Below are 19,554 nucleotides of genomic sequence, written 5' to 3'. Positions count from 1 at the left end.
GGAAATCGCCGAGGCCATCTCGGTGATCAGAGCAAGCCGCCCAGGCTTTGGTGCGCGATGATCCGTGAATGCGCGGGTTAGCCCACGTGAGGATCCATGCGGCGCGGTTTGTGCAGCCGCGTGCACTACAGATCGCCTCACTACGGACCGACGGATCGTCAGCATGGGAGTACGGCCTAGTCATGGTGATCCGATGATGAGCGGTCGGGATCCTGTCGATCTAAGTGCGGTAGAACCTCGTGCTGGGATGAGCTCGACGGGTGTGCCGTGAGCGCCGCACGGGGTGCTGATGCGGATCGTGCGTCATCGGAGCTGATCACTTGCCCCTGAATCATCGGGGCGGGTTCCTTGCCGGTATTCGCGGTGACGTTAGACCACGTGCTGGTGAGTTCGCGTTGGAACGAGTCCGCCTGTCGTGTTCGTACCGGTCGGGTCCGGTTAGCGCCGACAACAGCTATGTAGGGGAGTACTGCCGCGGCAACCGCGAAAACGGCTTTCCACCAGCCTGGAGCGACGATGACCAGGAGGAAACACACCATGCGGATCACCATGCGCACGATGTACACCTTTTGTCGGCGTGCGATATCCGCACTGAGGGGAGTAGGAGGTTCTGGGTCTGGGCCCTGGTCTGTCATGGATTGACCTCCACCGACATATTTCCGTCGATAAACACGGCGTTCATCGCACTGGTGGTCGTTAATTGCTTCGACGGTAGTTCAGAGCTCACATGGTTCGCAATCATGTCGCGTAATTCGCAATCAAGAGGAACACTGAGATCACAATGGCAGCGATGACGATTCCTGTCACAGGAGCGACGATGGTGAAGAGCTTCCGCCACCGAGACGAGGTGATCGCAGGGGCGGGAGCGGGTGGAAAACCATTGGTATCGGGGGAGATAGGCCGAGATCTATATCGTCCAGGCTTGATGGGCAGTATCGGATATTCCGCAATGCGCGGCTTTCCGAGGGCGCCAACTGTTGGAACCTTCTCAGAGTTCAGCAGCGAAAACGTTCCCGCTCTCCCAGAGGAGCCTATTTTTCGTCTTTTATTTCGATCGTCAATCCAAAGCTCCCACCCCTCAGGGACGGGACCCCAGTCTGGATTGGGAGTCCACCCCTCGGGCGGAGTCCACCCTGGATAGGGTGGCTCCGGCCAACGAGGAGGAGGATTGAAAATCATCACTATTGGTTGCCCTCTTTAAGATGCAGGGACTTCCCAATAGTATTTATTTTTGAAGTTATCATATTCTAGTTCAAGCCCGGAGGCCTTAGACAGATCAAAGAGATACACCCTAGTGACTGGATTTCCAGGTTTAGCTATATTAGAAGGATTCTTATTCGTCGCTTCTTTATATTGCTTTAGGGAGAGACTATTGGTCGAGTATCGAATCCTTTCACCGTTAGGCTTGACTACCTTGAACATCAGGGGGGACACCTCTACACCATCTTGAGAAGCCTCAGCAGTTGCTTCGACCACTAGGTATTCTCCATTTTGCGCAGGATCCACAGGTCTGTCGAGGAAATTTTTCATATCTTCACCCTTGGCCCATCGCATAGAAACCGTCACCTTCCCCTGACCCGAGTACGCCGAAATCTCCTGGGAGGCACCAGAGGGCGCTTGGATACCGGCTGCCGTCGGCGAAGGCTTTGCCTCAGAGGATGGTGCTGGCGCTTGACTCGACGAAGGAGGAACTGGGCGTGGCGTTGACGAAGTGGATTGAGAATGTGACGACGAGCTACTGGGAGAAGGTGGGGGATTAGTCGCTAGTCGAAAAACTAAAATGCCCGCGATCGTTAAAGCCGCGATCAGAAGCAACGCGCAGCAGGCGAAGATCCACCAAAAGCGCGCAAAAAAGCCCTTTTGCGGTTTGTTGGGTCCGTTAATGCCGTTAGGAGCCTGGTTCCACGCAGGTGGGGCAGCAGGGGTCCCGGCTCCGCTGGGGCCAGGCTGAGCACTCCCTGGAGCGGCGTTTTGGTTCAGCTGTCCACCTCCCTGCATCGGAGCGGCGCTGAGGTCAGCAGGCTGAGAGGTGGCGCCAGGCTGAACTGTCGAGGGGGAGTCACCGCTACTAACACCCTGGTTCTGGATGTCAGCATGACCTTCTCCCGCATTGAGGTTCGATGTGTCGTGAGCGCCGGTGTCACTCTCGACGTCGGTGTTCACCCAGAACTCCCACCCGTCGGGGGCGGGTCCCCACGCCGGATCTGGTTGCCACCCTGGAGGCGGCGTCCAATCCTCCGGGGCCGGGGGCCAGTTAGGAGGCGGGTTAAATTTGTAAGCCATTCGATGCTCCATGCTGTTGGTATCAGTGTCATCTCGCATCAGCTACGAAGCGGGCATAAGAACCCAGCTGCCAAGACGAACACAATAGTGACGAGGCCGGGGCGAAGGAGGTGCGGATAGTGCCGATTCCCTAGGGAAAAGGCGACTGCGCCCCGGAGATGTCATTCTAAACGAGCTAGGTCGGATTCGTACTAGCTCATCATTGTTCTAGCTCACCCTCACGCTCACCCCGACGCTTACGCTCACGGTAATGTTGACCAGGCGGTCTTGATTATGTGACCGCGCACATCGACTCATTTCAGCTTATTCCAGGAGAACACGTGGAACCACGCAGCGTCCTCATCACCGGCGGCAACCGCGGTATCGGCCGGGCCATCGCGGAGGAGTTCATCGCCCGAGGCGACAAGGTCGCGGTTACTAGCCGGTCCGGCGAGGGTGGCCCCGAGGGTGCGTTGACGGTCAAGGCTGACATTACTGATACTGCCTCACTGGATGCGGCCTTTGCCCAGGTGGAAGCGGCACACGGCCCCGTTGAAGTGCTCGTGGCCAACGCCGGGATTACCGACGACCAGCTGCTGCTACGGATGAGTGAAGACTCCTTTGCCTCGGTGGTTGATACGAACCTCACCGGAGCATTTCGCTGCGTTAAGCGGGCCATTAAGGGCATGATCCGCAAGAAGAAGGGGCGTATCATCCTGATCTCCTCGGTGGTTGGGCTCCTTGGTTCACCCGGGCAGCTCAACTACGCCGCATCCAAAGCGGGTCTTGTCGGGATGGCGCGGTCTCTCACCCGGGAACTGGGCAGCCGCGGCATCACGACAAATGTGGTCGCTCCCGGATACATCGCAACCGATATGACCTCTTCCCTGCCAGACGATCTCAAGGCTCAGTACAAGAGCCAGATTCCAGCTGGCCGATTCGCAGAGCCCGCCGAGGTCGCTCGCGCTGTCGCATTCCTTGGAAGCGACGATGCCGCCTATATCTCCGGGGCTGTTATTCCCGTCGATGGTGGCCTCGGGATGGGGCACTGATCGGGCTGCATGCGAGCTGATCACATCTGCGCGCACGCTATGAGCGTGCGGTCCACATCGAAGGATGACGTAGTGCGGCACACACGTCGACTACGACCATCTAGTAGGTGTGTTCTGGGCAACGACAGTTAGACTGCGGGGGCAAGGCACAATTGTGTTTTGCCCCCGCACTGCATGGCGCACCGTCCAGACCGTATGGCGGACGGGGCACCATAACCCCGCGCAGCGGGCATCGTGTTCGCGACGCCTCTGCGCATCACCGAAGACCCCCACCAGGGCGATGACTAATCGAAGGGAACAGGTTCCGCACCCATGGGAATCCTCGAAGGTAAGAAGATCCTCGTCACGGGAGTTCTCAACGACTCCTCGATCGCATTCCACGTGGCGAAGCTTGCACAGGAACAGGGCGCGGATGTCGTGCTCACCTCGTTCGGCCGCCAGATGAAGATTACGCAGGCCATTTCCCGTCGTCTGCCTGCGGCTGCGCCAGTACTCGAACTGGATGTGACCGACAACGATCATCTTGATTCTCTGGCTGATCGTGTGCGCGAGCACACGGATTCGCTCGACGGTGTTCTGCACTCCATCGGTTTTGCGCCGCAGTCGGTCATGGGCGGCAACTTCCTCGCCGGTGAGTGGGAAGACGTTGCCGTCGCCTTCCGCACCTCGGCCTACTCCCTTAAGGCCCTAGCAACCGCATGCCTGCCGCTGATGGGCAATGGTGGCTCCGTTGTGGGTCTCACCTTCGATGCCCAGTTCGCATGGCCGGTGTACGACTGGATGGGGGTCGCCAAAGCTGCGTTTGAGGCCACCAACCGGTACCTCGCCCGCGACCTTGGAGCTCAGAACATTCGCTGCAACCTCGTCTCGTCCGGCCCGGTCAAGACCACGGCAGCGCGTTCGATTCCCGGGTTCGAGCAGATGGAGAGCCAGTGGCCTGACCGCGCTCCGCTGGGCTGGGATGCGTACTCAGCTGCACCGGCGGCTAAAGCATGCACTGCTCTGCTATCTGACTGGTTCCCCGGCACCACCGGCGAAATCATTCACGCGGACGGCGGCTATCACCTGATGGGGGTGTGAGGACAGCAGTGGCCTCAGCATCTGGAGAACCTGACAGTCGCGTCCTGCTTCTGCTTCGACATGGTAAGGCGGAGCTACCGCAGGGGCAGGACATCGACCGCAATCTGACAGACAAGGGGATCCGCCAAGCCCAGATCATCGGTGACTATCTCGCCGCCCAGTCGGCAGGTATCGACCGGGTTCTGGTCTCACCCGCACAGCGCACCCGCACCACGTGGGAGTCGGTGCTGTCGGTGATCCCCGGTTTTACCGGGGAGGTCACCGTGTGTGAAGACATTTACGATGGCGGACCCGCCGATGTCGCCGAACTCTTGCGCCAGGTGGACGACGATGACCGCGTGGTGTTGGTGGTCGGGCATGAGCCGACGATGTCCACACTCGCCCACGTTCTAGCCGACGAGGACTCCGATTCAGGAGCGTTGGCGCAGGCACGCATCGGTGTGTCAACTGGCACGCTATGTATCCTCAGCGGGCCCCTTGCGCACTGGGCAGACCTGACGGACGGTTCAATGTCCCTTCAGGGAATGATCCGTCCTTAAACCTCAGCGCTGGTCCCCCGTCTCGATCGCATCGAGGTGGGGGAGCACCAGCGCCAAGTTAGGCTCCTTAATCCTGTACGGGGCTTTCACCGCGACCACGGGTTTGGCGCAAAAGGCAATACCCCTGCCCGCTGCCTTCATCATGGGCAGGTCATTCGCCCCATCTCCCACCGCTATCGTCCGCGACAGGGGAATGCCGTAACGCTGAGCCAGCTCGCGCAACGTCTGCTCTTTGCGCGCGCCGTCGACAACCGGTCCGAGAACACGTCCGCTAAGTCGCCCGTCGATGATCTCGAATCTATTCGCCAGCACATGATCGACCCCCAGCTGCGTTGCCAACGGGTCGATCACGTCATGGAAACCCCCTGATACCAGCGCTATCACCCAACCTCGCGCATGAGCGCCGTCAACAAGATCGGCAGCGCCCGGTGTGAGTTCAAGGCTTTGCTGCACCCGGTCAAGCACTGCAGCATCTAAGCCTGTGAGCATGGACACGCGGTAGTGCAACGACCGGGTGAAGTCGATTTCACCTCGCATGGCACGCTCAGTCACCTCCTGCACTTGCCCGCGCACACCCGCGTATTCGGCAACGAGCTCGATGACCTCTTGGGTAATGAGGGTGGAATCGACGTCAGAGACGACCAGGCCGCGAGCTCTCACGAGGGCGCGATAATCGTGTTCTTGCCGATGACCGTAATACCGCTTTCGGTCACGGTAAAACCGCGGGCCAAGTCGTGTTCGCGGTCGAGTCCGATCTGGGTACGCGGTGGAATCACCACGTTTTTATCGATGATCGCGCGGTGAATATGGCAGTGTCGGCCAACTTTCACCCCATCCATCAGCACTGAATCGGAGACCGAGGTCCAGGAATGCAGGTAGGTTCCGGGGGAAACCACAGAGTTCGAGATCTGCGCACCGGAGACGACCACACCCGGCGAGACGATGGAATCAACAGCCTGCCCGAGGCGTCCCGGTCCCGCGTGTACGAACTTAGCCGGAGGCACATTGCGGTGCGCCGTGTACACAGGCCAGTCGGTGTTGTACAGGTTAAACACCGGGTGGATCGAGATCAGGTCCATGTGTGCGTCGTAGAAGGCATCCAGCGTGCCGACATCGCGCCAGTAATCCCGGTCGCGATCCGTGGAGCCAGGCACGTCGTTGGCAATGAAGTCGTACACCCCAGCTTCAGATTGCTTCACAAACCACGGCACAATATCCCCGCCCATATCGTGGGCGGTTTCTCCCGCGCGAGCATCGGCCATTACAGCTTCGACCAGCGCTTCCGCGGTGAAAATGTAGTTGCCCATGGACGCCAGAATCTTCGTCGGGTCATCGGCAAGCCCCTGGGTTTCCTTCGGCTTTTCCACGAATCGGGCGATAGTGGAGGGATCCTCCGGCAGAGTTTCGATCACTCCGAACTGGTCAGACGCTTCAATCGGCTGGCGAATACCTGCCACAGTGCAGGCCTTGCCCGAGGCGATGTGTGCGTCCAGCATCTGCGAGAAGTCCATCCGATAGACGTGATCGGCACCGACCACCACGACGTAGTCGGGACGCGCCTCCTCAATGAGGTTCATCGACTGATAGATCGCATCGGCTGACCCCAGATACCAATGCTTACCCATTCGCTGCTGTGCGGGCACCGGTGCCACGTAGTTGCCCAGCAACGAGCTCATCCGCCAAGTCTTAGCAATATGGGTATCCAAAGAATGAGACTTGTACTGGGTGAGCACGACTACCTGGAGATAGCCGGAATTCACGATATTAGACAGGGCAAAATCAATGAGTCGGTAGATGCCACCAAAAGGCACTGCAGGCTTAGCCCGATCTTCGGTGAGGGGCATGAGACGCTTGCCCTCTCCGCCTGCAAGGACAATGGCGAGGATTTTGTGTGCGGCCATAATGAGAGGATAGTCCAGGAGTAAGACCCGTCACACCATCAGGTGTCCCAGTGGACGCTGTCGCGGTCTTCACACCGACACTTAAAGCCGGCCACAACGCCCCGATGCCGACGCGCGGCATCGACGGAAGGATTCTCATGCGCATCGACATCCTGACCCGCGAGTACCCGCCACATGTGTACGGCGGGGCTGGCGTTCACGTGACGGAACTCGCCAAAGTTCTCCGAAGCAAAATCGACGTGCGGGTGCGTTGCTTTGACGGTGAACGCGACGAGAACGGGGTCACCGGATATGACGTGCCCGCAACGCTGCGCGAGGCAAACCCCGCCCTGCAAACCTTCGGCATCGATCTCGCCATGGCGGGCGACTGCGCGGGCGCTGACCTGGTCCATTCACACACCTGGTACGCAAACCTCGGGGGACATCACGCATCGCTCCTGCACGGCATTCCTCACGTGATCTCCGCCCATTCTCTGGAACCGTTGCGTCCGTGGAAGGCCGAGCAGCTCGGGGGCGGCTACCGGCTTTCCAGCTACGCTGAGCGCACCGCTTACGAAGCGGCCGACGGAGTGATCGCCGTCTCCGCCGGCATGAAAGCCGACATCCTGCGCTGCTACCCGAGCATTGATCCATCCCGAGTACACGTCGTACACAACGGAATTGACCTTGAGGCATGGGCACCCAACCAAGCACTGGATGTTCACCACCGGTACGGTATTGACCCCGATGCCCCCACCATCATCTTCGTGGGACGCATCACACGCCAAAAAGGCCTTCCCTACCTGCTGCGGGCACTCACCCGAATCCCCGATGGCGTTCAGGTCATTTTGTGTGCCGGAGCCCCAGATACACCGGAAATTGCTGCCGAGGTCAATCAGCTCACGCATGAGCTGCAGCAAACCCGCTCTGGGGTATTCCTCATCACCGAGATGCTGCCCCGCACTGACCTGACCGCGTTGTTGACCCGGTCCACAACCTTCGTCTGCCCGAGCATTTATGAACCGCTTGGCATTGTGAACCTCGAAGCCATGGCCTGCGGTCTTCCAGTCGTCGCCACTGCCACGGGCGGTATTCCCGAGGTGGTCCTGGATCAGGAAACCGGCTACTTGGTGCCCCTTGAGCAAGCGGATGACGGAACCGGCACACCGCTGGACCCGGAGCGCTTTGTGGAGGATTTAGCGCAGGCGATGACCCGGATGGTCTCTTCGCCGCACAGAGCCCGGGAACTGGGAGCAGCGGCTCGTCAACGCGCGGCTGAGCACTTTTCGTGGCAGAGCATCGCTGAGCGGACGCTTGAGGTCTATCGCACCGTGCTCGACGGCGCATAAGGGCCACTCAGTAAGTCCCGCAGAATCGGTGTGAGCTGAGCAAGGCCGTCACCCGAAGCCGTCACCCGAACGAGTCACTCGACTACGTGCCCGTCATATGAGGTCAAAGCAGCCAACGCATCGCGGGCATCGCCAGCGAGATCGCGAAGCACCCGTCGATGATGCTCGCAGTCTTGCGCACTCATGCCCGGCGAGGGAAGACTAGTGGCCGCTTCGGCGGTCAGCAGGAGTGTGCGAGAGACGATTCGCAGAAGGTGCTCATGCCCGTCGGTAGAGCCGCTAGGAAGCTCACAAGCAACCCAGGTATCCGGGAGCAGGCCGGGGTGAACTGGTTCATCGGGCACCAAATCGGCAGCTCTCATACTGGCTGCAGCATGACGCAGTGAGCGCAGAAAAATCTCCCGGCTCTGCGCCACGTGCATGGAGTCTGCAATCGGTGCGTTGGTGATCACGCGATGAGACTGCGCATCACCAACCACCGGCACCGGCGCAGATGCAGATAACGCTGGCCCGCTACGGACGACGGGCTGGGGCTCGGCAACCTGGTATTTCTTCCAGGTCACCTGGAGCAGCTGATCGTCGGCCGAACCTACGATCTCAGTGCACGCAATCAACACATGATCCGACTGCTGCCCGTCGTGAACAATGAGCGCCCCCGCATTCTTTAACGCATCCCGAACTGCCTCCGGCGGCCCTTGCATCCCCGCCAGTCGACCGGGGACCGGCAGCACCACTCGCAGCAGCTTGGCAGGTCCCTGACGACGGTGAACCATCCACTCGAAAAGATCCTCACCTGTGACATGTTCATGACGATGACCATGGCCACGGGCCTGGTCCAGCGCATCGTCGGGACCGATCTGCCCAGCCAGGTAGGCAGCCGTCCACAGTGATAAAGCGCTGACCCGTGGCAGTGCGACAAGATCGCCCATATCTCCTCCTGCGATGGTGCGGCTGCGCGTGCACCGATCCCCGACGATATTGTCCGATCCGATGTGCAACCCGGCCAGTCTAGGTACACCGCGCTACGAGCCGGGGACGATAACCTAAGCACATGGTCGAAGTCGCGTCGTTACACGAGGTCATCGTCCGTCGCAATGAACAGCATTTGCTGGATCAAGTCGACTGGACCATTCGAGACGGAGAACGCTGGGTTGTGCTGGGTCCCAATGGCGCCGGGAAATCCACGCTGATCCGGCTGCTCGCCGCGCGACTGCACCCAACCGCGGGCACCGTTGACGTGCTCGATCAGCGGCTTGGACGGTGCGATGTATTTGAACTGCGCCCCCTCATCGGATTGGCGTCAGCCGAATTAGCCGACACCATCCCCGGACGCGAACGCGTAAGAGATGTTGTGATCACCGCGGGCTACGGGGTGACTGGACGCTGGCGCGAGGAATACGCCCCCGAAGATGAGCAGCGAGCCGATGAGCTGTTGCAAGCCTTCGGCGTCGGACACCTCGCCACTCGTTCGTTTGCGACGTTGTCCTCCGGAGAACGCAAACGAGTGTTATCGGCCCGGGCACTGATGACAGACCCCGAGCTTCTGCTCCTCGACGAACCGGCATCGGGCTTGGACCTGGGAGGACGAGAAGAACTCCTGCGATCTTTGTCCATCCTCGCCAAAGATCCCCTGACGCCGGTGACGGTGCTCGTCACCCACCATGTTGAGGAAATTCCGCCGGGCTACACCCATGCGCTGCTGCTGCGCGAAGGTCGGATCATGGCCGCGGGTCCGCTGGAAGCGACGATCACTTCAACCCATCTCACGCGCACGTTCGGACTGCCTTTGCTGGTGGAACGACGCGATGGGCGTTTTTCTGCCCGCGCGGTTCCGCTCGGTTAAGGCGCCCAGTCTGTTGAGCTCAGCGATCTGCATTCAAATACACCGACAGCACATGACGAATAACGCATGATCGAATATCCCACCGAGGCCAACGACCCGCGCCTGGATGACTATCTGCGCCTGACAGATGTCCGGTTGCGCTCCCGGCTCGACGTCGAACGCGGCCTGTTCATGGCCGAAAGCTACAACGTGATTTCACGAGCGTTTGCTGCCGGGTGCACACCGCGTTCTTTCCTGCTCAGTGAAAAATGGCGGGATAAATTCGCTCCGTTGTGGGAGCCTTTCCCCGACGTGCCGGTGTATATCGCGCCCGAGGCTTTACTGGAAAAGATCACTGGATTCCATCTGCACCGAGGCGCACTAGCAGCCATGCATCGCCCCGAATTACCACGCCTTCGCGATGTGCTAGCGGGAATGGGGGAGCGCTCGCGGATCGCGATTTTCGAGGACATCGTTGATCATACGAATCTTGGAGCCGCTTTTAGATCGGCCGCGGCAATCGGCGTTGATGCTGTGCTGGTCACACCGAGCTGTGCGGATCCGCTTTACCGCCGTTCAATCCGAGTCTCGATGGGGACTGTTTTCCAGGTGCCGTGGACTCGTATCGAGTCGTGGCCGGACGACATCGACCTCATCAAGGAGTGCGGGTACATTGTGGCAGGCATGACGCTGGGGGAGCGTGCGATCAGTTTGGACGAGCTGGTCACCGAGGATCACCAGAACCTCGCCCTGGTGTTCGGTACGGAAGGTCAAGGGCTAACGCGCCAAGCCGAACGACGGCTCGACCGTCGGGTGACGATTCCGATGATGCACGGCGTGGACTCGCTGAACGTGGCGGCCTCGGCAGCTGTGGCCTTCTATGCGACCAGATGACCGCTCACTTCGCCTGGCGCTCGGTACGGATGATGCGAGTCAAGAACGTGCCCCGGCGTTCCCGTATTGTGTCCGTGATCCCCGGTAGGCTGAGACCGAACTACGGAACACTATTCGATGGCAGAACGGATGACTTCCCTGGGCGAGGATATCCAAATCAACGCTCCTGCCCTCCAGTTCGTGCCAGCCGCTCGCAGCGGGGCCAGCGGCGCAGCCCTTAGCTACCTTGATGAGCTTGCAAGCCTTGGCCCGCTACCCCCAGCCAGGTTTATCGACAGAACTCGCCACATCCACGCACCCAGCCAAGTCACGCGTCCCTAGTCCTTCATGTAGAAGTCGTATTCGTAGCCGTCAGCGTTCAGCGGCAGACCCTTCGCCCCAGGCTGGGGTGTGGGCCACGAGTGCGCGCACCTCGCTGACCGTGGTCTGGTCATCGTTGGGGGGAGGACGACTTCGTCATGGATGTGCATGACGATCTGGTGGCCCGCAGCGTCGAGTTGGCTCATGGCGTGGGTGAGCACAGGTCGCGGGCGATGGCTTGGATGATGTTCTCCACGAGCTTGCCGCCGTAGGTTTCGAGCATTCCCCATTTGCGACCGATCGACGACCCGTGAGGGCACGTAGAGATCTGGGTGAACTCCTTGCCCGCAGCGTGTTGGGTGCGTGCCGAGTAGGGAGCGGGGATGTTGTTGTGAGGGCGGTGTGCCACCGCTGCCTCCGTTTCTCCACCAGTGGTGGGGTCACAGACGTGGTCGAAGGGCACAGGCTCAGGAGTCGTCGGGGCGAAAAGAAGGCGGGTACCCACCCGGCGGTAGCGTTGTGCTGGCCACCAGGTGGGTACCCGCCAGGCCCGACGAGCAGTCTCCTGATGTGGTTGAAAAGTGAGATCCCCAGTTAGCTACGCTGCGGACCGGCGACGGCTACTTCCCTCGCGTGGGTCGCGACTGCGACAGCGCTGAGTCACCTCCTTCGTCACTCGGTAGTGGGAGGCGAACGACTGTTGTCGCCGCCAGGAGAGCGACGTGCTCGCGAACGTGAACTTTGTGACCACGTTCGCGAACAGATCCGGTAGACTTGGCGTATCGCTGCACCCATCCGGAGCAGGTCCCTCTCACTACTTTCAACGCTAGGGAGAGAGCCAGTTCTGGCCCGAGGCGAGATGAGGCGACGCGGTGACAAGATCCGTGACAAGGAGGTGCGAGATGGCCGAGAAGCCAGCCAATACCTATGCCCTTGGCACCTACCTCCAGTTGATGCACCAACACATTCCTGGCATCGCTAAGAGCAGGTCCGGCTTCATCAAGGACTTCTTCGACATCATCTTGTACACGTACAAGCTGGAGGAATACGAGTCCATAAGCGAGGTCAAGCGTCAGGTCGGCCGCTCCGCCATCAGCGCTGGCGTGTGGAAGGGAATCAATGAGACTGACCTGAGCAAGTTCTACAACGGCAAGCGCAGGCTGCCGCCATGGAAGGCCAGCAGTTTTCGGGACTGAAAACAGCCCAAGAGGCCCAAGTGCTACACGAGCAACTCGTGGAGCAGCAACGACTCTTTGAATCTGATCTAGACGCTATGGAAGACCCTCCAGAGACCACCGAGAAGTTCAAGCCGCTCGAGATCTTCGAACCGGACTTCTTCTACAGCATGCGGAGGATCATGTCCGAAATCCTGCACGAGGCCCATTTCGTTGGGGCCGACCGTGTGTCCTTCGACAAGGCCACCGTCGACATCGAAGTAGCCGGCTACCCGAAGAAGGACGAACAAGGCAAGGGCTACTCCGCATTCTTCAACACGGTGCTCCTGCTCGCATTCCACAGGTATCTGAGAGAACGACGCTCTCCGCACTACCCAGGTGTTCTCGTCATCGACTCTCCCCTCAAAGGCTTCGATCAAGGCCGAGCTGACGCACCTGGCTCGATGCGTGAAGGGATCTTCACCTACTTGACCAAGGAATCCCAGTGCCAACAACTGATCATTATGGAGAACACAGACAAAGTAATCGGAGTCGATCGGGCTTTGATGGGCAACCTCATCGAATTCACCCAGCAGGCAGGTAACGGTCGATACGGCTACCTGGAAGGCGTTATCAACGTGGCAGAAGAGGACGAAACCCAATGACGACACCCGCGGTAAGCTACAAGCCGCTCTGGAAAACCCTCATCGACAAGAACATGACCAAACAAGACCTTCGCGAAGCCACCGGTCTCTCTAGCGCCACCATCGCAAAGATGGGCCGCGATGAGACCGTGACAACACAAGTTCTCGCGCGAATCTGTGGAGCACTCCGGTGTCAAATGGCAGATGTCGTCGAAGTTATACCCGCTAGTGAAATGAAAGAAGAAGACGCATGAGCCAACTGGGGTCATTCATCTGGGGCACCGCCGACGTGTTGCGAGGTCCGTACAAGGCCAGCCAGTACGGCAACGTCATCCTGCCCATGACGATCCTGCGCCGCCTCGACTGCGTCCTCGCCGACCACCAAGCCACGATCGAACCGCTGGTGGAACGCTTCGGCAACAACCCCGAGCTGCTGGCCGCGCAGGTGCAGCGCGCTACCGGGCTGCCGTTCTACAACACCAGCCCATGGACCCTGCGCACGCTGTTGGGTGACCCGAAAGGGCTGGAGGCGAACCTGAAGCAGTACGTGAACGGGTTCTCCGACAACATGGATGTGTTCGAGCGTTTCAAGCTGGCCGATGAAATCAGCACGATGGCGGAGAAGAACATCCTCTACATCGTCGTCGAGCGGTTCGCCACCATCGATCTACACCCCAAGACGGTCACCAACGCCGAGATGGGTGACCTGTACGAGTATCTGATCCGCACCTTCAACGAATCCTCCAATGAGGCACCCGGGGAGCACTTCACCCCACGCGACGCCATCCGCCTGCTCGTCGATCTCGTCTTCGCTGGCGATGACGAAGCATTGAGTACCCCGGGTACGATCCGGTCGATCTATGACCCTACGGTCGGCACAGGTGGGATGCTCTCCATCGCAGAAGAGCACCTGATCGGCAGCAGCGACAAACCTGGCCTCAACCCACAAGCACAGCTTCGCCTCTACGGGCAGGAGTGGAACGACCACTCCTATGCGGTGTGCAAGTCCGACCTGCTCATCAAGGGCTACGACTCCAGCAACATCCAGCTCGGCGACACGCTCGCCGACGACAAGTTCGCCGGTCAGACCTTCGATTACTGTATGTCGAACCCGCCGTACGGGGATGACTGGAAAGCCAGCCAGACGGCCGTCATGAACGACCTGAAAGAGCTCGGCAATGCCTCTCGCTTCTACGCCGGTGGAGCAGCGCCCAAGCAGAACGTGCCCGCCGTCAGCGACGGGCAGATGCTGTTCCTCCAGCATGTGGTTAGCAAGCTTCGTCCCAGGGTCAAGGGCGGTGGCCGTGGCGGCATTGTCATGAACGGCTCACCCCTGTTCAACGGGGGCGCAGAATCCGGACCCTCAAACATCCGCAAATGGCTGCTCGAGCACGACCTTGTCGATGCGATTGTCGCGCTGCCGACCGACATGTTCTACAACACCGGCATCGCCACCTACATCTGGATCGTTGACAACAACAAGCCTGAAGAGCGCCAAGGCAAGATGCAATTGATCGACGGCACCGAGTTTTACGCCAAGATGCGCAAGAAGCTCGGCGACAAGGGCCGCGAACTCACCGATACAAACCGAGCCACGATCGTGCGGCTCTACGCTGACTACGTCGAGACCGAGCACTGCAAGATCGTCCCCATCGAAGAGTTCGCCTACTGGAGCATCACAGTCGAACGCCCACAGCGCGACGACGAGGGCGAGATCATCACCAACGCCCGGGGCAAGAAGCAGCCCGACGCGAGCCTGCGCGACACCGAGCGAGTCCCGTTCATCTACAACGGGAACACCCGTGGCGACGACGGCCGCCAGGAGACTATTAAGGCGTATTTCGACGCCGAGGTGAAGCCCTACGTGCCCGACGCCTGGATCGACGAGAAAAAAACCAAGATCGGCTACGAGATCTCCTTCACCCGCCACTTCTACCGCTACCAGCCACCCCGCCCACTCGAAGAGATCGACACCGAACTGCATCAGGTCACCCGCGAAATTCTCGCCCTCCTCAATGAGGTCACCGAATGAAGTTGATTCCCCTGCGCCACTGGAGTCAGGTTCCAATAACTAACGGACTAGGTCTTCCCGGTGACCAATCGAACGATGCTGATCCCCGCTACATTCGGACGACGGACATTCGTGACCCAAGGTCACTGAAGGATGACATTCGCGTTTCTCAACCTCCCGAGACGGCTGGTAAAGCTCAGGTTCATTGGGGCGACCTTCTCCTAGTGTCGGCCGGCTCTATTGGCAAGTCCGTCCTTTATCGGGAACTCTCTCCAGCCTGCTACGCGGGCTTCTTGGTTCGAGTTCGCCCGGCGTCCGATATTCACGGGGAATTCCTTTCGTATTGGACGGAGTCCCAGCACTTCTCAGATCAGGTGCGCGCCAACGCGGTTCAATCGACTATCGAGAATTTCTCGTCCTCCAGATATCGGGAGCTGCTCGTTCCCGCGCCGTCGGTCCAAGATATGCAACGAATCGTGGCGTTCTTGGATGAGGAGACAGCGAAAATCGACCACCTCATTGCCAAGCAACGCGAACTCCTGGACCTCACGACGTATCGTCTGCAGATATGGCGCGAGCATGCTTTCTGGGGCGGAGCGACCAGCGATCCTTTCCTGAATCCTCCTGAGGGTTGGGAAGTCCTGCGGAATCGTCACATCCTGGAGCACGTGGATGGGCGAAGTGATACCGGTGAAGAGGAGATGTTGTCAGTCAGTCACATCACGGGGGTGACGCCTCGTTCCATGAAGAACGTGACCATGTTCGAGGCGGAATCCACCGTCGGCTACAGGCTTGTTGCGAAGGACGAGCTGGTCATCAACACGATGTGGGCGTGGATGGGCGCCCTCGGTGTCTCCCAATATGAGGGGATCGTGAGCCCTGCATACGACGTGTACAGGTTCCGTGATCTGGATGCGGTAAACCCCATGTTTTTCGACTGCATGTACCGAACGGCCGCGTATGTGAGCCTCATGAAGGCGAACTCGCGCGGTATCTGGGAGTCGCGCTTGAGGCTCTACCCGGAGGTATTCCTTAGGCTCACATCTTTGGTGCCATCCAAGGACATACAGGATCGGTTGGTGAGCGAGAACACTGAGAGAACAGCTGAAGCCGAAAGGCTGATCGCTCGAGGCAACGAAGCCATCGAGCTGCTGCAGGAGCGGCGTTCGGCGTTGATTACCGCTGCGGTGACGGGACAGATCGAGGTATAGGAAGAACGGTTATGGGTGTTCAACACGAAAAGAGTTTTGAGACCGAGATCTGCGAGTACCTCGTTTCGCACGGCTGGCTGTATGACAAAGAGTTCTCTGGTTACAACCAGGAGCTGGCTCTGATCCCGGAGGACGTGTTCACTTGGTTGCAGGCGACTCAGCCGGATCAGTGGGCGCGGGTGGTACCAGAGGACGCCTCACAGGTGGAGGCCGCGCTCGCGAAACGGCTGCTGCTGGATCGGCTGGTCAAGGAGCTGGATCAGCCGCTGGAGCATGGTGGCGGACTGTTGGCGGTGCTGCGCGGTGGGTTCCGGAAGACTCCCGCGAAGTTCAGCATGTACGCGTTCAAACCGGCCACGTCGATGAATCCCGAAGCCCAGGAGCATTACGCGGCGAACCGGCTACGTGTGGTGCGTCAGGTACATCATTCGAAGAAGCGTCCGCAGGATTCGATTGATCTGGTGTTCTTCGTCAACGGCCTGCCGGTGGCAACAGCGGAGTTGAAGACGGACAACACGCAGTCGATTGATGACGCGGTTCGCCAGTATCGCAGGGACCGGCTGCCGCAGGGCGAGCCGCTGCTGAAGTTCGGGTCCCGCGCGTTGGTGCATTTCGCGGTCTCCACCGACGAGATTCGCATGACCACGAAGCTCGATGGTGCGAACACCGTGTTCCTGCCGTTCAACTTGGGTAACAACGGTGGGGCGGGCAACCCGGTCAACCCGAATGGCGCCGCGACCTCGTACTTGTGGGAGAAGGTGCTGCAGCGGGACAACTGGCTACAGATCCTGGAGCGGTTCGTGAACCTGCAGATCACCGAGAAGGTCGACCCGATCACCGGTGAGCGCACGCGCAGCAAGCAGATCATCTTCCCGCGCTTCCACCAGTGGGAAGCCGTCACGAGCCTGTTGGAGACCACGCAAGCCGAGGGCCCGGGGAAGAAGTACCTGATCCAGCATTCTGCTGGTTCGGGTAAGACGAACTCGATCGCCTGGTTGGCGCATGGCTTATCGAACCTGTATGACGATACGAACTCGAAGGTGTTCGACTCGGTGATCGTCGTGACCGACCGGACCGTGCTCGATGACCAGCTCCAGAAAGCCATCAAGGGCATTGAGGGCACCAAGGGCGTGGTGGGGACGATCAACACTGATGAAGTGCGCAAGGCCTCCGCGTCCTCGAAGTCAGGGCTCCTCGCGCAGGAACTGTCCAACGGCAAGCTGATCATCATCGTCACGCTGCAGACGTTCCCGTTCGTGCTCGAGGCTCTCGCCGAGCAGGGTGGGCTCGCGGATCGGAAGTTCGCGGTGATCGCGGACGAGGCCCACTCCTCACAGACGGGCACGAGCGCGCAGAAGCTCCGCCAAGTCCTCTCGCAGGCCGAAGTGGAGGCACTCGAAAACGGTGGCGAGGTCAGCGTGGAGGATGTGCTCGCGGCCGAGATGGCGGCACGCGCTACCGCTCAGAACATCTCGTTCTATGCGTTCACCGCGACCCCGAAGGGTAAGACATTGGAGATGTTCGGCCGCCCCGGAGCCGACGGGAAACCGGCACCGTTCCACGTGTACACGATGCAGCAGGCCATCGAGGAAGGATTCATCCTTGACGTGCTGCGCAACTACACCACCTACAAGACCGCGTTCCAGCTTGCCCAGAAGACCGGCGAGACCACAGACACCGATGAGTTGGGCGAGACCACAGACACCGATGAGTTGGTGGATGAGGGTACCGCGAAGAAGGGGCTGATGCGGTGGGTGAGCCTGCACCCGACGAACATCGCCCAGAAGGTGCAGATCATCGTCGAGCACTACCGCGAAAACGTCGCCCACCTGCTCGATGGTCACGCGAAGGCGATGGTGGTGACCTCGAGCCGTGCCGCCGCGCTCAAGTACAAGATGGCGATCGATAAGTACATCGACAAGCACGACTACCAGCTCGGCACCCTCGTGGCATTCTCCGGCAGCCTCACCTCAGAGCAGATCGAAGACACCGTGCCCGGTGTGCAGGAGCCCTACACCGAAGCGAACATGAACCCCGACCTGCGCGGACGTGGCATCCCGCAGGCCTTCGCCGGGGACCAGTTCCAGGTGCTGATCGTGGCGAACAAGTACCAGACCGGGTTCGACCAGCCGCTGCTGTGCGCGATGTACGTCGACAAGCGCCTCGACGGGATCGAGGCCGTCCAAACCCTCTCACGCCTGAACCGCACCCTGCCTGTAAGGGGTAAGGACACCACGTTCATTCTCGACTTCATCAACGATGCTGACACGATCCTCGAAGCGTTCCTGCCGTACTACCGGACCGCCGAGATCATCGAGACCAGCGACCCCGACCTCGTGCACGACCTCTCACGCAAGCTCGCGACAGCCGGGATCTACACCCGCGACGACGTGGACGAATTCGCGCAAGCCTTCATCATCGACAAAGCCCACGGGAAACACACCGCCCCACTCAAGCGAGCCGCCGACAGGTTCAACGACCGCTACGTCGCCGCCGTGCAGGACAAGAGCAAAGCCGAGGTCGATGAGCTTGACCTGTTCCGCAAGGACGTCGGCTCCTTCGTCCGGCTGTATGACTTCCTGTCCCAGATCGTCGACTACCAGGACACCGACCTGGAGAAACTCGCACTGTTCCTCCGGCTTCTCCGTCCACGCCTGACCGGGCGCAAGACTCCGGAGGAGCTGGACTTCAGCAGCATCGAGCTGACCCACATCAAGCAAACCCGCAAGAGCGAGGGGGCAATCCCGCTCGTCGGCGATGGTGAGAAGCTCAAGCCGATGGGCGTCGGCGGCGGGCACTCGCGCGACCCGCACATGGTGGCGTGGGAGGAAATCCTCAACAACATCAACTCACTGTTCGAGGATGAGGACTTCAACCCCGACTCGGTTCAGTCCTGGGTACAGGGCGTGGTCACGATCCTCGTGCAGAACGAAGCCATCAAGGATCAGGTCAACGCCAACACCAAGGAACAGTTCCGCGAGTCACAGACGATGGAGAAGGCGGTCACCGACGCCGTACTCGACCATCAAGACACCCAGAACACCATCTTGGAGAAGTTCTTCGAAAGCCCACACCGCCGCGGCCAGATCATCAAAGAAATCTCCGACCTCGTCTACTGGGAGCTACGCCACCAAGCAAAGAAGGACCAGCTGGACCAAGGGCCTCAGGAGGACTCCGATCAGGACTAACCATCACTGCGCGCGAAATCCCGACTGGTTCACCCCGCCGTGGAGGCCACTCGGAGCCGCGCACCATGCCTTCCGCTGCAGTGCCCACGGCGCTAACGATGGACACCTGCTTAGCGTGAAATCCCTAGTCCCAAGGGGTACTCGTGCCCCTCAGCGCACCTGCCGCAG

Annotated in this window: 19 protein-coding genes; 12 read left to right on the top strand and 7 right to left on the bottom strand. The window is 59.9% G+C overall.

The window, feature by feature from the left end; translation table 11 throughout:
• Window positions 1–176 precede the first annotated feature (176 nt).
• Together BN1724_RS02035 and BN1724_RS12800 are read right to left on the bottom strand one after the other, a co-directional pair.
• Window positions 177–635 carry a DUF3099 domain-containing protein gene (locus BN1724_RS02035; RefSeq protein ID WP_058234022.1) on the bottom strand — a complete coding sequence of 153 codons (459 nt, stop codon included), beginning with the start codon at window positions 633–635 and terminating at the stop codon, window positions 177–179.
• A 562-nt stretch (window positions 636–1,197) separates the two neighbouring features.
• Window positions 1,198–1,530: a hypothetical protein gene (locus BN1724_RS12800; protein WP_157085713.1), complete on the bottom strand. Its 333-nt coding sequence runs from the start codon at window positions 1,528–1,530 to the stop codon at window positions 1,198–1,200.
• Window positions 1,531–2,603: 1,073 nt separating this feature from the next.
• On the opposite strand from BN1724_RS12800, the gene BN1724_RS02025 reads away from it, so the two are divergent.
• The 3 genes from BN1724_RS02025 to BN1724_RS02015 all read left to right on the top strand — a co-directional run bounded on the left by BN1724_RS02025 (window position 2,604) and on the right by BN1724_RS02015 (window position 4,933).
• Window positions 2,604–3,314, top strand: a complete 711-nt coding sequence (locus tag BN1724_RS02025; protein ID WP_231928122.1) for a beta-ketoacyl-ACP reductase — start codon at window positions 2,604–2,606, stop codon at window positions 3,312–3,314.
• A gap of 312 nt (window positions 3,315–3,626) precedes the next feature.
• Complete coding sequence (fabI, locus tag BN1724_RS02020; RefSeq protein ID WP_058234020.1) at window positions 3,627–4,394, top strand: enoyl-ACP reductase FabI; 768 nt, start codon at window positions 3,627–3,629, stop codon at window positions 4,392–4,394.
• An 8-nt stretch (window positions 4,395–4,402) separates the two neighbouring features.
• Complete coding sequence (locus BN1724_RS02015; RefSeq protein ID WP_058234019.1) at window positions 4,403–4,933, top strand: SixA phosphatase family protein; 531 nt, start codon at window positions 4,403–4,405, stop codon at window positions 4,931–4,933.
• A gap of 3 nt (window positions 4,934–4,936) precedes the next feature.
• On the opposite strand, the gene serB is transcribed toward BN1724_RS02015, so the two are convergent.
• Together serB and glgC are read right to left on the bottom strand one after the other, a co-directional pair.
• Complete coding sequence (gene serB / locus BN1724_RS02010; protein WP_058234018.1) at window positions 4,937–5,593, bottom strand: phosphoserine phosphatase SerB; 657 nt, start codon at window positions 5,591–5,593, stop codon at window positions 4,937–4,939.
• The gene (gene glgC, locus BN1724_RS02005) at window positions 5,590–6,834 is read right to left on the bottom strand and encodes a glucose-1-phosphate adenylyltransferase (protein WP_058234017.1); all 1,245 of its coding nucleotides are present in this window, start codon (window positions 6,832–6,834) and stop codon (window positions 5,590–5,592) included. The genes serB and glgC overlap by 4 nt, the downstream gene beginning before the upstream one ends.
• A 137-nt stretch (window positions 6,835–6,971) precedes the next feature.
• Here glgC and glgA point away from each other — a divergent pair, with 137 nt between their 5' ends.
• Window positions 6,972–8,162 carry a glycogen synthase gene (glgA, locus tag BN1724_RS02000; RefSeq protein WP_058235690.1) on the top strand — a complete coding sequence of 397 codons (1,191 nt, stop codon included), beginning with the start codon at window positions 6,972–6,974 and terminating at the stop codon, window positions 8,160–8,162.
• Window positions 8,163–8,236: 74 nt separating this feature from the next.
• On the opposite strand, the gene BN1724_RS01995 is transcribed toward glgA, so the two are convergent.
• A complete protein-coding gene (locus BN1724_RS01995) occupies window positions 8,237–9,091 on the bottom strand; it encodes a hypothetical protein (RefSeq protein WP_058234016.1) in 855 nt (284 codons plus the stop codon).
• A gap of 122 nt (window positions 9,092–9,213) precedes the next feature.
• Here BN1724_RS01995 and BN1724_RS01990 point away from each other — a divergent pair, with 122 nt between their 5' ends.
• Both BN1724_RS01990 and BN1724_RS01985 read left to right on the top strand, forming a co-directional pair.
• The gene (locus BN1724_RS01990) at window positions 9,214–10,005 is read left to right on the top strand and encodes an ABC transporter ATP-binding protein (protein WP_058234015.1); all 792 of its coding nucleotides are present in this window, start codon (window positions 9,214–9,216) and stop codon (window positions 10,003–10,005) included.
• A gap of 66 nt (window positions 10,006–10,071) precedes the next feature.
• Window positions 10,072–10,878 carry a TrmH family RNA methyltransferase gene (locus BN1724_RS01985; RefSeq protein WP_058234014.1) on the top strand — a complete coding sequence of 269 codons (807 nt, stop codon included), beginning with the start codon at window positions 10,072–10,074 and terminating at the stop codon, window positions 10,876–10,878.
• A gap of 317 nt (window positions 10,879–11,195) precedes the next feature.
• On the opposite strand, the gene BN1724_RS01975 is transcribed toward BN1724_RS01985, so the two are convergent.
• Entirely contained in the window at window positions 11,196–11,384 is a 189-nt protein-coding gene (locus BN1724_RS01975) for a hypothetical protein (protein ID WP_197671748.1), read from the bottom strand.
• Complete coding sequence (locus BN1724_RS13040) at window positions 11,381–11,587, bottom strand: hypothetical protein (protein WP_172797048.1); 207 nt, start codon at window positions 11,585–11,587, stop codon at window positions 11,381–11,383. Before BN1724_RS13040 ends, BN1724_RS01975 begins: the two co-directional genes overlap by 4 nt.
• Window positions 11,588–12,080: 493 nt before the next feature.
• Between BN1724_RS13040 and BN1724_RS01965 the strand changes: the two genes are divergently transcribed.
• The 6 genes from BN1724_RS01965 to BN1724_RS01940 are packed head-to-tail and all read left to right on the top strand — an operon-like array spanning window position 12,081 to window position 19,386.
• Window positions 12,081–12,374 carry a hypothetical protein gene (locus tag BN1724_RS01965; protein ID WP_058234010.1) on the top strand — a complete coding sequence of 98 codons (294 nt, stop codon included), beginning with the start codon at window positions 12,081–12,083 and terminating at the stop codon, window positions 12,372–12,374.
• Window positions 12,347–12,997: a hypothetical protein gene (locus tag BN1724_RS01960; RefSeq protein WP_058234009.1), complete on the top strand. Its 651-nt coding sequence runs from the start codon at window positions 12,347–12,349 to the stop codon at window positions 12,995–12,997. Before BN1724_RS01965 ends, BN1724_RS01960 begins: the two co-directional genes overlap by 28 nt.
• Complete coding sequence (locus tag BN1724_RS01955; protein WP_058234008.1) at window positions 12,994–13,230, top strand: helix-turn-helix domain-containing protein; 237 nt, start codon at window positions 12,994–12,996, stop codon at window positions 13,228–13,230. Before BN1724_RS01960 ends, BN1724_RS01955 begins: the two co-directional genes overlap by 4 nt.
• Entirely contained in the window at window positions 13,227–15,008 is a 1,782-nt protein-coding gene (locus BN1724_RS01950) for a type I restriction-modification system subunit M (RefSeq protein ID WP_058234007.1), read from the top strand. Before BN1724_RS01955 ends, BN1724_RS01950 begins: the two co-directional genes overlap by 4 nt.
• Window positions 15,005–16,198: a restriction endonuclease subunit S domain-containing protein gene (locus BN1724_RS01945; RefSeq protein WP_058234006.1), complete on the top strand. Its 1,194-nt coding sequence runs from the start codon at window positions 15,005–15,007 to the stop codon at window positions 16,196–16,198. The genes BN1724_RS01950 and BN1724_RS01945 overlap by 4 nt, the downstream gene beginning before the upstream one ends.
• 11 nt (window positions 16,199–16,209) lie before the next feature.
• The gene (locus tag BN1724_RS01940; protein ID WP_058234005.1) at window positions 16,210–19,386 is read left to right on the top strand and encodes a type I restriction endonuclease subunit R; all 3,177 of its coding nucleotides are present in this window, start codon (window positions 16,210–16,212) and stop codon (window positions 19,384–19,386) included.
• The last annotated feature ends 168 nt before the right edge of the window (window positions 19,387–19,554 follow it).

Source organism: Devriesea agamarum (assembly GCF_900070355.1).
Classification (GTDB): domain Bacteria; phylum Actinomycetota; class Actinomycetes; order Actinomycetales; family Dermabacteraceae; genus Devriesea; species Devriesea agamarum.
The sequence above is the reverse complement of the archived record's forward strand: the minus strand, read 5'-3'. Positions and strand labels throughout refer to the sequence as shown.